Source organism: Gilliamella intestini, from assembly GCF_900094935.1.
Classification (GTDB): Bacteria; Pseudomonadota; Gammaproteobacteria; order Enterobacterales; family Orbaceae; genus Gilliamella; species Gilliamella intestini.
Genome location: NZ_FMBA01000049.1, coordinates 1,145 through 15,016 on the forward strand (window position 1 = coordinate 1,145; position 13,872 = coordinate 15,016).

Genomic DNA, 13,872 nt, shown 5'->3' on the forward strand with positions numbered 1-13,872 from the left:
CGCCAACAACACCGCAAGGTCAATATTTCAGTTTTTTTACGCTATCAAAAAAACAGACAAAGCCCCATTTTTGTTAAAAACTTTCAGGAACGTACTGTGTTTATGTAAAAAACCTAAAAAAATCAGACTTAAGTTATAAAAAGCTAGCCAAGCAATAAAAAGCAGCAGCTCCACATTGAGTGGGGGCTGTTTATTGGTTTATTTTGCTAGTTGTTTTTGTTAAAAGTTTCAGGAGTGTATAGTATTTAAGTAGAAAATTCCCAAAATTCTATTTACTACCTGTTCCGTTATTTACAAGCCTAACTCTAACCTCTAAACTACTCAACGTTCTCAACGGGGTGCCAAGAAGGGCTGAGAATGTTAGGTTGGCTAACGTAACCCGTCGAACCTGAACTGGATAATGCCAGCGGAGGGATTTGAGTTATTATACCTACTCAAACCTTTTGTCTTTTATTTGCTATTTGGAGGCAAAATGTTTTTTAAAAATGTTCTATTACCTTTTGGATTGTTTATACTTTTTATGAACAACAATGTTAACGCTATCGACGAACGCCCTACTTTGACAGTTTATAGTTACAATTCGTTTATTTCAGAATGGGGACCCGGTCAGGAAATTAAAAAAGGGTTTGAAGCTCAATGTGACTGTCAGCTCGATATTGTGACGTTAGGCGATGGGGTGTCAATTTTGAATCGGATTCGCCTTGAAGGTGATAAAACCAATGCAGATGTTATTTTAGGATTAGACAATAACCTTTTAGAGCAAGCTAAAAAGGCCAATATTATTGTTCCTCATCAAATTAGTAAACCTGATAATTTGAATATTGATTGGTGGGATAGTGATTTTATACCTTATGATTTTGGTTATTTTGCGTTTATTTATGATCAACAAAAGATCAGCAATCCTCCGCATAGTATGCATGAGTTAGTTGATAATAAAGAAAATTGGCGAATTATTTATCAAGATCCTAGAACAAGTACTCCAGGCTTAGGTTTTTTATTTTGGGTAAAAAATATCTATGGTGATGATGCAGTATCAGCATGGCAAAAAATAGCTAAAAATACTGTTACAGTTACTAAAGGTTGGAGCGAATCTTATGGGTTATTTTTAAAAGGTGAAGCCGATTTTGTGCTTAGCTATAGTACTTCACCTGTTGCGCATATTATGAATAATAATGAACATCGCTATGCTGCTGCAATTTTTGATGAAGGGCATTATCGCCAAGTTGAAGTGGCAGGTATTACTAAATATAATCATCATCCTGAATTAGCGCGTGCTTTTTTACAATATTTATTAACGCCTGATGTGCAACGCCAATTTGCAGAAAAAAATATTATGTATTCGATTGTTAATACCGAATTACCTGAAGCTTTTGGACAGATTAAACCTATTAATAAAGCGCTTGAGTTTGATGCAAAGCAAGTTGAAAGCCAACAAAAAGCATGGGTACGTGAATGGAAATCTACTGTTAGCAAATAGTTTTATTCAATATAATGTTGAAATTAAAAACGTTACTTCCCGGTATTTGCGCTGCAAGCTTAATCTTAATTGTATTAGCTACAGCGTTGTTTGCGCTTTGCATGGCAGCGATTAAATCCAATAATTTGACGGTTTATTTTGATGACTATTTGTTGCATGTAATTTGGATAACGACTTATCAGGCTATATTATCAACATTGTTATCTGTCATGTTGGCCGTGTTAATGGCTAAGGCCTTGTCGATGGTTAACTTTTGGGGGAAGGGGTTATTGTTGCGCATTATGCCTATTACCTTTATTTTGCCTACATTGGTTGTGGTTACAGGATTACTATCTATTTATGGACAACATGGTTTATTCGCGTCAATTTTTGATTATTTTGGCGTGTCATTTTTTAGTTCAATCTATGGTTTAAAAGGTATTTTACTTGCCCATGTATTTCTTAATCTTCCGTATGCTTGCTGTTTGTTTTATCAAACATTAAATAGTGTACCAATTGAACAAAAACAATTGGCAGCGCAATTGAATTTTTCAAGTTTTTTTTATTTTAAATTGATTGAATGGCCATTGCTGTCTCGGCAGTTGCTACCAATGGCAACGCTTATTTTTATGCTTTGTTTTTCTAGCTTTTCTATCCCATTGGCACTTGGAGGAGGGCCCAAATATACCACACTTGAAGTTGCTATTTATCAAGCTATTCGTGATTTTGATTTGATTGAAGCTGTGCTTTTAGCATGTTTGCAGTTGGTTTATTGTGCTATTTTTATGTGTTTGATGCAAAAAATTAATCATAGGCAAAAAATTAACGTGCGTTATTTTAGATCATACTACCGTTTGCCTGTTTCGTGGAATTTGGCGTTGTTGTGTATGGTAATTGTTGTTATTGGTGGATTATTTATTTCATTGCCAATTGTTATTATATTAATTGAAGGTATCTGTTCTTTTAAGTGGGTATTTTTAACGGTAGATTTTCAACGAGCTATCATATTTTCATTATTAATTGCCTTTGGTTCGGCCATTATTGCTATGTTGCTTGCGTTATTGTTGCTTTATACCAATAGCCGTTTGTTGATTAATCAGCAAGTACGTTGGAGTAATCGGTTAATGTTAGTGGGTTCGCTCATTTTAGTTATTCCAAGTATGGTACTTGCATCAGGTTTATTTTTATTGTTGTTTCCTTTTGCTTATAGTGCTGTCTTTGTTTGTGGGTTAATGATGTTATGTAACGGTTTAATGGCATTACCTTTTATATTAAAAAATCTTGCCATGCCCATGTATGATGTCGCATCACGTTACTGGCAATTAAGCCAATCACTTAATATTAACGGATTTTCGCATTTTTATTTAATTGAATATAAAGCGCTAAAAAAATTAATTGTCCAGAGTTTTGCTTTTGCGGCGATCTTGTCATTGGGCGATTTTGGTATTATTGCGTTGTTTGGTGGTCAATCTGTCACTACGCTACCTTATTATTTGTACGAGCAGATATCACATTATCATTATCAAGAAAGTACCGTAACGGCTGCTTTATTGTTAATATTATCTTTTAGTTTGTTGATAGTGATAGATTATGATAGAACTGAATAAAATTAATTATCATTATGATAATTTTAAAATGCATTTTGATATTAAAATAGCTTCTAAAGACAAGGTGCTGATTGTAGGGCCAAGTGGTGCGGGTAAAAGTACCTTGCTAAGTTTGATAGCAGGGTTTATTTTTCCTGATTCTGGTAATATTTTACTTAATCATCAAAAAATGACTAATATTTTACCAGGTAAACGGCCTGTTTCAATTTTATTTCAGCATAATAATTTATTTAGTCATTTAACGGTTGAACAAAATATAGGTTTAGGTATTAGGCCTTGCTTAACACTCACTGATTGCGAACGGCAGACCATTGATGATATGTTAGTGAAAGTTAGTTTAATGGGGTTTAATAATCGTTATCCTGATCAGTTATCAGGTGGGCAATGTCAACGTGTTGCTTTAGCGCGCTGCCTAATTCAACGACGTCCTATTTTATTGTTAGATGAGCCGTTTTCAGCACTTGATCAAGCTTTACGCTTTGAAATGTTAGCATTAGTTAATCAAATTTGTGATGAGTTTAATTTGACTTTAATGATGGTATCACATCATATTAGCGATTTTCTAGGTTATTTTTCGCGTTGTTTGGTAGTAGATAATGGGCAGATTGTCTTTAACGGTTTGCCAAAGCAACTAAAACAATCTGAAAATAACCATATTGCCAACATGTTGGGTTTTAATTTCAATAAAGCGTAGTTGTTAGGGCTAAATAAAGGCCTTTTTGCTGTCTATATTGATTTATGCTTTTTCTAAATTAATTTTCGCAAATTTGACTTATTATTAATTTAAATTCATGCAGTTATATCTTAAGGTTTTATTAATCTATTTTGTGTAGATTGTTGCTAATAACTACACTTAACTTATTCAATCTCTATGAAAAATACAAAAATAAATCGTTCATTTAGTTGGTCAGCGCTTATCTTTGATATTCTATTTTTTACTTATTTTTCTAGTGCATTGCAATTGTATATTTTCTTTTCTGGTCATTCAAATGTCATTGGGTTGCGAGATTCTATCATTTATAGCTTGATTTGGCTTATTCCTATTTTGATTTTTCCTAACTATACACGGAAAATTGCAACTGTTTTTGGTGGGATTGTAGGAAGTTTGTCTTTGATTCCTGTTGGTTATTTTACGATTTATCGGCAGGAGTTTTCGCAAAGTGTGTTTTTTATTATGGCCGAATCAAACTTTACAGAATCTAGTGAGTTTATTCAACAATATTTGAGCTTTAAATTAGTTGCAGTTCTGATTATTTATAGTTTAATTGGAATTTATCTTTGGACTAAAGTCAAACCAGTTTATGTTAAAAACCGTACGAAATCGATTGCATCACTATTAATTGTGATTTATGCCGTTATGCCGGTGTTTATTAGCGTTACAATCAAAAAATCTTCTATTGGAAAAGCGGGATCTCATTTGTTAACGCGCATGGAAACAACCGTACCATGGCAACTTCTTAATAGTTATTTGGCTTATCGAACACAACTATCTAATATGGAAGATATTTTAAACCATTTACAAACGTTACCACCGTTAGAAAACTTAAAAGATGCCAACGGCAATACTCCAAGAACGTTGGTGCTAGTTATCGGTGAGTCAACAACACGCAATCGAATGGGCATTTATGGCTATGGACGGGATACCACACCACAAATTGAGCAGTTTAAAAAAGATAACCCAGATTTTGTAGTATTTAATGATGTGGTTTCGTCAAGGCCTTATACCATTGAAATTTTGCAACAAGCGTTAACTTTTGCTGATGAAAAACATCCTGATTTATATTTAAAAACACCTTCGTTAATACATCTAATGAAACAAGCAGGATATAAGACATTTTGGATTACCAACCAACAGACAATGACGCGACGTAATACAATGCTAACAATGTTTTCTCAGCAAACTGATGAACAATTTTATATGAATAACGATCGTAATCAAAGTGCAAGGCGATATGATGAGTCTGTATTTGAACCATTTAAAAAAGTATTAACCGATCCAAGTGAAAAGAAATTTATCGTTATTCATTTACTAGGCACGCATATGAAATATGAATTTCGTTATCCGAAAGGAGGCGAACATGATCGTTTTAAAGATAAAACAGGTATTTCGTTTAATATCGATAACGATAAAGTCGATATCTATAATACCTACGATAATGCAATAAGTTATAACGATTACGTTACAACAACACTTTTTAATATCTTTAAAAATAGCCAACAAAATGGATTTATATTGTACTTTTCAGATCATGGTGAGGATGTTTATCAAACACCTCCGCACAATATTTTGGGTCGAAACGAAAAAGCACCCACTCGAACTATGTATACTATACCATTTATGCTTTGGCAATCACCAACATGGGCAAAAACTCATCCTAATAATTATCAAAATTATGTGGATCGCAAATTTAGTACACAAGATTTGATTCACACTTGGTCTGATTTAGCAGGGTTAAGTTATAACTTATATATTCCTGAAAAAAGTGTTGTTAATCCTAATTTTCATGAATCGATTCGTTGGATTGGCGATCCTTATGATAAAAATGGTTTAATTGATTTTGATAAATTATCTAAGTAACCATCACAGGTTATTTACACAACGGTTTAAATTATGGTATTGTATATTTATACAGTATATATTTTTAGATGTTGTTAAGTCATTTATGCGAAAAATCATTCATGTTGATATGGATTGTTTTTATGCCGCCGTTGAAATGAGGGATAATCCCCGTTATCGTAATATGCCTATTGCGGTAGGGGGGGATCCTCGTAAACGTGGCGTGGTTGCTACTGCCAATTATTTAGCTCGTCAATATGGTATACATAGTGCTATGTCTATGACTCAAGCTGTAAAACTGTGTCCTAATCTTAAAATAATACCGGGTAGGCATACAGTTTATAAAGAAGTATCCAAACAAATCCACCAAATATTTAAGCGATATACACAAGCTATCGAAGCTCTATCGCTTGATGAAGCCTACCTTGATGTTACTGATTGCAAACGTTGTTATGGCTCTGCCACTTTAATTGCGCAAGATATTCGCCAAACTATTTTTAATGAACTTGAATTAACCGCATCAGCTGGCGTTGCACCTCTTAAATTTCTTGCAAAAATTGCTTCAGATATGAATAAGCCTAATGGCCAGTATGTGATAACACCTGATGAAGTTGATAGCTTTATTGATAAGCTTTCCTTAAAAAAAATCCCAGGAGTGGGTAAAGTAACAGAAAAGAAATTAGCCCAATTGGGGCTATTTACGTGCAATGATGTGGTTAATTATGATGTAACTAAATTAATTAATCAATTTGGCAAATTTGGGCGAGTATTGTATGAACGATGTCAAGGTATCGATGATCGCGAAGTGTGTAGTGATAGACAACGTAAATCTGTTGGCGTTGAGCGTACTTTAACTGATGATATTCATAGTTGGGAAGAGTGTTTATTGCAGTTCGACCCATTATTTGATGAAATCGAAAAACGGTTAAGCAAAGTGCGTGCTGATTTATCGATTGCTCGGCAAGGCGTAAAATTTAAGTTTGATGATTTTCAGCTAACTACACAAGAACATGTGTGGTCTAAATTGGATAAAGCTGACTTAATTGAGCAAGCGCATAAAGTTTGGTTAGAGCGGCGTAATGGGCGTGGGGTTCGGCTAATTGGGTTCCATGTTACGTTAATCGATCCACAAGTTGAAAAGCAGCTGATTTTTCCATTTTAGTTATTGTTAATTCATAAAAAAGAGGATGTTGGCAACGCCTTAAACATCCTCATACAATAATAACTAATTGAGAATTATTATTTTAAACTTTCACCGTTAGTACTAATGACGTTTTTATACCATTCAAATGAGTCTTTTTTATAACGTTTCATGCTGCCGTTTCCTTCATTATCACGATCAACATAAATGACGCCATAACGTTTTTTCATTTCGCCAGTAGTGAATGAAACAACATCAATAATTCCCCAAGCGGTATAGCCCATGACATCAACACCATCATAATCTATAGCGGTTTGCATGGCTTTGATATGGGCACCTAAATATTCAATACGCGGTTTATCGTGTATTTGATTACCGTTTTCAAGTTCATCAATGGCACCAAAACCATTTTCGACAATAAATAGCGGTAATTGATATCGATCATACAGACGATTAAGTGTATAACGTAAACCTTCAGGATCAATTGGCCAACCCCAATCGCTGCTTTTTATATAAGGATTTTCAACCGCATTAGGTAGTGCACCGTTAACTATGTTGTCACGATTATCATTTTTGGCATCCGCTTTCACAACAGTAGACATATAATAGCTAAAGCCAATGTAATCAACCGTACCTTTTTTCAAATAAGCTAAATCTTCTTCGGTAATATCTAGTTTATATCCTTCACGCTCAAATTCTTTTAATGCATAAGCTGGATAGTAACCACGAACGTGAACATCAGGGAAGAAGAATCGTTGATGCATGGCGATTTCTGATGCCATCATATCTTCAGGATTACAAGAATATGGATAAATTGGTACATGCGATACCATACAACCAATTTGAAAATCAGGATTAATTTTTTTACCTGCTATTACTGCTTTAGCACTGGCTAACAGTTCATAGTGTGCAACTTGGTACAGAACTTCTTGCGGATTTTCATCAGGTTTAACTTGTACGCCAGAGTTAGTCCAAAAAAAGATAGGATTACTGGTATCCATTTGATTATTGATTTCATTAAATGTCATCCAGTATTTGACTTTATTTTTATAACGCTCAAAACATGCAGTAGCAAAGCGCTCAAAAAATTCAACTGTCTTACGGTTTCTAAAACCACCATAATGGCGAGCAATATGTAAAGGCATTTCAAAATGGGATAATGTGATAACTGGTTCAATGCCGTGAGCTATTAGTTCATCAAAAACATCATCATAAAAGCGAAGGCCTTCTTCATTTGGTTCAAGTTCATCACCCTTTGGAAAAATTCGAGTCCACGCGATCGAGGTGCGTAGACATTTAAGACCTAATTCAGCAAAAAGCTTGATATCGTCTTTATAATGATGATAAAAATCAATTGCTGTATGGTTTGGATAAAATTTACCAGCTTCGATATCTTGAGTGATTTGTCTTGCAACGCCATGAGCACCTGCAGTCATAACATCCACAACACTTGGGCCTTTACCTCCTTCGTTCCAACCGCCTTCAAATTGGTGAGCGGCTAAAGCACCGCCCCATAAAAATGGTTTTTTAGTCATTTTTGATTCCTTGTTATTGCTTAATATTAAATATGATATCATCAACTGTTACTTGTGTTTTATCGGTTAATGAAATTTGTTGATACTGATCAGTATTAACAATAATAATTGGGGTAATTAATGGGTAACCAGCTTGCTTAATTGCATCAGGATTGAAGCTAATTAGCAAATCACCTTTTTTCACTTTTTGGTGTAATTCAACGTGATATGCAAACTCGTTATTAGTCAAATTAACCGTATCAATTCCAACATGAATTAGCAACTCAACGCCGTTATCTAATGTTAACCCAATGGCATGTTTAGAATTTTCAAACACGGCTGTGACTTCGCCATCAAAAGGTGCATAAACGTGGTTATCGGTGGGTTCAATGGCAATCCCTTCACCCATGAGTTTTTGTGAAAAAGCAGGATCGGGCACTTCGCTTAGTGATAACGCTTTACCTGTCATCGGGCTTGTGATGTCAACTTCATCAAGAAGAATCTTAGGATTATTGTCTTGGGTATTGATAGTTTTTTGGTTGTTAAAATTATCTTGTATCGTTTCGCCAGTGCCAAAAATTTGGATTAAAATTACAGGGCCAATTAATGCAATTGCTGAACCAATTGCCACACCAAAAAATGAACTCATATTATCGGGTTTAATGGTATTGACAATGGTTAATGGTCCTGGTAGTGCTGCATAAGTATAGTAATAAGGTGTAAAGAACCCAGCAACAATGCCACCCAAAGATGCGCAGATACATCCATAAATAAATGGCTTTTTAAAGCGTAAGTTTACACCATAAATAGCAGGTTCAGTGATACCAAATAAACCTGTGATAAATGCAGATAATGAAATACCTTTCATTTCTTGTGTTTTAGTTTTTATATAAAAACCTAGTGCAGCACCCACTTGACCAATTACGGCAATAGTTTGGAATGCTTGGAAAGAATCTTGCCCATATTGATTGATATTTTCGGTGATGACAGGTGCTATTCCCCAATGTACACCAAAAATAACCAATACTTGCCATACAGCACCAATCAACCCACCCGCAATGAAAGGCGCAAGATTAACTATCCAATTATAACCATTAGCAATATAGTGAGCTGCGTTTGCAGTTATTGGTCCTATAGCAATAAGTGTTGATGGCACCATAATCACTAAACAGATTAAAGGCATTAAAAGAGGTTTGATAATACTATGTAATCGTGGTTCCAAAAATCGCTCTAAATACGACAGTAGCCACACCAAAAAAAGTGGCGGTAGTACGGTTGAGTTATAAGGCGTTTCTGATAATGCAATACCAAATAAATCGATTTTTGCCCCTTCTTTGATTAATTCTGCCAATTTAGTCCAAGTGGGAGAAAGTAATGCGGCACAACAAGCCACCGCAATGTAAATATTACAACGAAAATGTTGTGAAGCAGTAATAGCAATAAAAATTGGAAGAAAGAAAAAAGGTGCCCAAGAAATAAAGTCAAAAATTTTATAAGTGCTAGTTGATTCCACTTTAGGAAAGCCTAATTTAATTAAAATTAAGATCCCTTGTAAAATCCCCGAAGCGGCTAAAACATAAACAAATGGCGCAAAAACAGCTGACATCGTCGCAATAACACGATTTAAAATATTCGCTTTATTGTCATTCGTTACTTTTTTATCAGTATTAATCAGTTGCGTAAAGGCGTTATAAACTTTATCAACATGCGTGCCAATAACCACTTGGATTTGACCACCTTTTTCAACAACGGTAATCACGCCCGGCAATTTAGCGATATTCTCTTTTGCGTGATCTGGTGTATGTTGGGTAACAAGACGAAGACGCGTTGCACAGCGAGAAACGGTCACAATATTATTTTCACCGCCTAGTTCATTTAAAATATCAACAGCGAGTTTGTTATAGTCTCTAATTTTTGATGACATTGATTTAGCTCCTTAACGTAAGTTAATGTGTTTATCTTAGTCTGAAATTTTAAATTGTTAATTACCAATTATATTGTTTGTGATCTAGATCTCTTTTTTATATGATTTAGTTTAAAAGTTAATATAACTTGTATAAAATAAATATTTAATTTTTAGAGAATGAAAAAGAACTTTAAATGCTTAAATATCAATATGTTGCAGGGAAGATTAAACAACTGATTTATCAGCAGCAATTACCTAAAGGGACGCAACTTGCTAATATTGACGGGTTAATTAATCAATATCAGGTCAGTCGTAGTACAATTGTTAAAGCGCTTAACTGCCTTGAGCGGCAGGGCGTTATTTATCAAGTGCAAGGTAGCGGTATTTTTGTTCGTGAACGTAAAAAAAGAGGCTATCTCAATTTTTTGCAAAGTCATGGTTTTACAGTTGATTTAGACGATACTTATGGTGTATCCAAAGTTCTTAATGTCGATCTTATTAAACCAAACTCAAAGGTAAAAGATAATTTACAGTGTGATGATGAGGAGGATGTTTATTTTATTAAGCGCCTGCGCTATGTTGATGGTAAATTATATGGCCTAGAGCAATCTTATTATCGCAAAAAATTAATCAATTACTTGAATAAAGAAATTGTTGAAAACTCAATTTTTAGTTACATTCAAGATAATTATAATATTAATATTGGCTTTTCTGATAAATATTTTCAAGTAATCAAACTTGATGCCGAAACAGCTCAATATCTTGGCTTACAAGCAGGTGAACCAGCTCTTTGTGTGGAAGAGGTATTTTATACCACAGCTGGCGAACCTTTTGACTTTTCAACCATTATTTACCACTACGAAAATGCAAGATTTTGTATACAAAATCACTCAAAGTAAGTTTGAATGATGAATTATTAGGAAGATGAATAAGAAATCGATCATTCATCTTCCTTTAAATTGTAATAGTCTTTACTTAATCTGACGCTTGAGTTATTTTATAACACAAAAAGGAGAGTCAGAAATAAATCAAACTGCCAAAATCATTAAACCCAAATTAGGACTTTTAGAATTAGCTAAGCAACTCGGTAACGTTCAACAAGCTTGCAAAGTTATGGGATACGGTCGAGATAGTTATTATCGCTTTAAAAAACTGTATGAGCAAGGGGGTGAGCTGCGCTTCAAGAAATCAGTCGTAAAAAGCCTATCGAAAAAAATCGGGTAGAGCCACATATAGAACAAGCGGTTGTCAATATGGCCTATGAATATAATAAAACACATCATGATAGTTTTAATCTAATTAACCTTACTGATCGTTGTAATCTTTCAAAAATTTTTAAAAAGTAACAAGTTAAGTTAAAAAATAAAGAATGTAATAAATAAAAAAGGGCTAAAAGGCCCCTTTATATCTAATTAATTGTAGGAAAACGCTGAGCTGTTTACACTTTATGATTAAAATAATCCGCTAAAAATCATAAGACGTTTTTCCTCAAATTGTTTTATGCGGTTTAACCGTAAGATAAAAATTAATCAAACATTTAAGCTTTTGTTTTCTTTCTTTGGAATCGTTAAATATTGGCTGCTTATGCCACATTTCAATTCAAAGTTCGTATCACGCTTTTGGCTTTTATTGGTTTGTGGGCAGGTGATTTTTGCTTGATATACCGGTTATCACACAGTTTATCTAAATAAATCAAAGAAGTAGAATTTCTGTTAAAAAGTTTCAGGAATGCGCTGCGTTTATGTATAAAAACCTTAAAAATCAAATTGATACTGTCAAGCGAATATTCTCTAGTTTGCTGCTTCGTTTCATTTTTAAGTAAAGGTAAACCTTTGGTATCAACCTGTCGTATTTCGCTCAGAGAGGTTTTGTTATCGCGTTTAGCTTGCCGTCTTAATTTATCTTCAATCGATTTTTCGACTTTAACTAGGCGTTTAATTCCATAACTGATGGTTTTATAACGTTCATTCTGACTGGTTAAAGGCATAAACAGCTTCAATCAGGCTTTTTTTAGTACGTTATAAATGGTAGGACAACTGACCATAAAGCGTTTAGCCAAATTGGTGACAGTTATTTTTCTTTTTGATATCAGCGCTCTATCGCTTATCTGTGATAAGGCGTTAGTTTTGTTTTTTGTATATTCATTACAGTCGTTTCTCAAATTACTGTAAACAACGCGAAGAATTTCTATATATTAACTTATTATAAGTGTAAAAGCATTATTTCTAATTTTATCAAAAAAATAGAACTAGAAGATATTTCTGTCTAGTTAGAAGAATCGGTACATCAATAAGTAGAAAATTATATAAAATGAATTCATCTGCCACACCAAAAATAGTATGTAAAAGTTACTACTAAGTGCCTCATTTTAGGTATAATGATGGTTGTTATATAGATTTAGCGGAGCTATTTTGGTATGTGGGCTATATTTATTTATTAATAATTAATAAGTTATTTTTAAAGTAGAAGCCTAAGTTATCATAAATATCGTCCTTTTCTAGCGTTAATAGCTATCTATCTTTACCTTTCGATAATAATTAATGATATCAAAATAAGGCAACAAAATATTGTTTTTATCTATTAACGTTCAACAGTTAATTAGAGATTGATTGTTTTAAAATTTTAACCCAAATTTTGGGTAGTTGGCTTTTTATTTGACGATTATAGGCATTAAGATGAACTCATATTTATTACTTTTTTTTGCAATTATTTGTGAAGTTATTGCAACTTCTTCATTGAAACTATCCGATGGATTTACCAATCTTATCTATTCCATCATTACCATTGTGGGCTATAGTGCCTCGTTCTATTTACTTTCATTAGCATTAAAAACCATTCCCGTAGGTATTGCTTATGCTATCTGGTCTGGAATTGGAATAGTTTTAATAAGCTTAATTGCATGGATCTTTTTAAAACAAACTTTGGATCTTGCAGCTTTAGTTGGGATGGGGTTTATCATGTTTGGTGTTGTGATTATTAATTTATTTTCGAAGGTGTCAGGGCATTGATTAATAAAGTTACCTTCATAGTTAGCTTATAGACACAGATTTAAAATTTAATTGTATAAAAACATAAGGTTATTTACACTTCATGATTGAAATAGACTTTTAAAAACTCATAAAGCGTTGTAGCTTTTGTTGACAGTCTTTGTATCACTAAATATTTGTTGATTATGAGGCATTGCCATTAAAGTTCGTATCAGGCTTTCGGTTTTCCATTGATTTGGGCATAGATTGGTTTGGTAAATTTTTGATTGATACGCTGATTATTAAGCAGTTTAACTAAAACTAAACTGTAGAAATTTTTCACGTTGCTTATAGTAATTTGAGAAATAATGTAATAAATATCCATAAAAAACAAAACTAATGCCTAGGGGCTGTTGATCTTTGCTGTACATAAATTACTCAACAATACATTGGCAGCCACATTAACATAAATGCCAGTGATACCATACTGGCATAATTCCTTTCTAACTTATCGTATCTAGTTGATATTGAACGATATTGCTTGATTCTAGCAAAAGCATTCTCGACTAAATGACGATAGCGATAAAGGCACCTATCCATACTGCTTTTATCTATATCCTTACCATAATTACGTTTAGCAATCACCGTTCGTCCGCCTTTTTGACGAACAAAGCACCGAAAAGGCTCGCTGTCATAACCTTTATCGGCTATCACTGTATTGACTT

Annotated in this window: 11 protein-coding genes, 1 pseudogene and 1 riboswitch; of the genes and pseudogenes, 8 read left to right on the top strand and 4 right to left on the bottom strand. The window is 33.7% G+C overall.

All coding sequences use genetic code 11. The annotated features are described in order from the left end of the window. Positions 1-324 precede the first annotated feature (324 nt). Positions 325-433: riboswitch (TPP riboswitch) on the top strand. 87 nt (positions 434-520) lie between these two features. The 5 genes from thiB (at position 521) to dinB (ending at position 6,782) form a co-directional block, all read left to right on the top strand. Next, positions 521-1,477, top strand: coding sequence for a thiamine ABC transporter substrate binding subunit (thiB, locus tag GA0061080_RS10025; RefSeq protein ID WP_209435808.1), 957 nt, complete (start codon positions 521-523; stop codon positions 1,475-1,477). A 14-nt stretch (positions 1,478-1,491) separates the two neighbouring features. Then, positions 1,492-3,063, top strand: coding sequence for a thiamine/thiamine pyrophosphate ABC transporter permease (gene thiP / locus GA0061080_RS10030; RefSeq protein WP_091124994.1), 1,572 nt, complete (start codon positions 1,492-1,494; stop codon positions 3,061-3,063). After that, positions 3,047-3,757 carry a thiamine ABC transporter ATP-binding protein ThiQ gene (thiQ, locus tag GA0061080_RS10035; protein WP_091124997.1) on the top strand — a complete coding sequence of 237 codons (711 nt, stop codon included), beginning with the start codon at positions 3,047-3,049 and terminating at the stop codon, positions 3,755-3,757. Before thiP ends, thiQ begins: the two co-directional genes overlap by 17 nt. 177 nt (positions 3,758-3,934) lie before the next feature. Then, the gene (gene cptA / locus GA0061080_RS10040; protein WP_091125001.1) at positions 3,935-5,641 is read left to right on the top strand and encodes a phosphoethanolamine transferase CptA; all 1,707 of its coding nucleotides are present in this window, start codon (positions 3,935-3,937) and stop codon (positions 5,639-5,641) included. 85 nt (positions 5,642-5,726) lie between these two features. Further along, complete coding sequence (dinB, locus tag GA0061080_RS10045) at positions 5,727-6,782, top strand: DNA polymerase IV (RefSeq protein ID WP_091125005.1); 1,056 nt, start codon at positions 5,727-5,729, stop codon at positions 6,780-6,782. Positions 6,783-6,859: 77 nt separating this feature from the next. Here the strand turns inward: dinB and GA0061080_RS10050 are convergent, their stop codons facing one another. Both GA0061080_RS10050 and GA0061080_RS10055 read right to left on the bottom strand, forming a co-directional pair. Continuing rightward, positions 6,860-8,296: a 6-phospho-beta-glucosidase gene (locus tag GA0061080_RS10050; RefSeq protein ID WP_091125020.1), complete on the bottom strand. Its 1,437-nt coding sequence runs from the start codon at positions 8,294-8,296 to the stop codon at positions 6,860-6,862. A gap of 13 nt (positions 8,297-8,309) precedes the next feature. Continuing rightward, the gene (locus tag GA0061080_RS10055; RefSeq protein ID WP_091125009.1) at positions 8,310-10,199 is read right to left on the bottom strand and encodes a beta-glucoside-specific PTS transporter subunit IIABC; all 1,890 of its coding nucleotides are present in this window, start codon (positions 10,197-10,199) and stop codon (positions 8,310-8,312) included. Between the two features lie 176 nt (positions 10,200-10,375). On the opposite strand from GA0061080_RS10055, the gene GA0061080_RS10060 reads away from it, so the two are divergent. Together GA0061080_RS10060 and GA0061080_RS10065 are read left to right on the top strand one after the other, a co-directional pair. After that, positions 10,376-11,080, top strand: a complete 705-nt coding sequence (locus GA0061080_RS10060; protein ID WP_091125012.1) for a GntR family transcriptional regulator — start codon at positions 10,376-10,378, stop codon at positions 11,078-11,080. Between the two features lie 124 nt (positions 11,081-11,204). Beyond that, a pseudogene (locus GA0061080_RS10065) lies at positions 11,205-11,449 on the top strand (helix-turn-helix domain-containing protein); the annotation flags it as partial. 326 nt (positions 11,450-11,775) lie between these two features. Here the strand turns inward: GA0061080_RS10065 and GA0061080_RS10070 are convergent. Then, positions 11,776-12,168, bottom strand: a complete 393-nt coding sequence (locus GA0061080_RS10070) for a hypothetical protein (RefSeq protein ID WP_091125016.1) — start codon at positions 12,166-12,168, stop codon at positions 11,776-11,778. A gap of 688 nt (positions 12,169-12,856) precedes the next feature. Here GA0061080_RS10070 and GA0061080_RS10075 point away from each other — a divergent pair. After that, positions 12,857-13,189: a DMT family transporter gene (locus GA0061080_RS10075; RefSeq protein ID WP_065635643.1), complete on the top strand. Its 333-nt coding sequence runs from the start codon at positions 12,857-12,859 to the stop codon at positions 13,187-13,189. 396 nt (positions 13,190-13,585) lie between these two features. Here GA0061080_RS10075 and GA0061080_RS12610 read toward each other — a convergent pair. Beyond that, on the bottom strand, positions 13,586-13,872 hold a 287-nt coding region (locus GA0061080_RS12610; RefSeq protein ID WP_167349220.1), incomplete at its 5' end, for a transposase.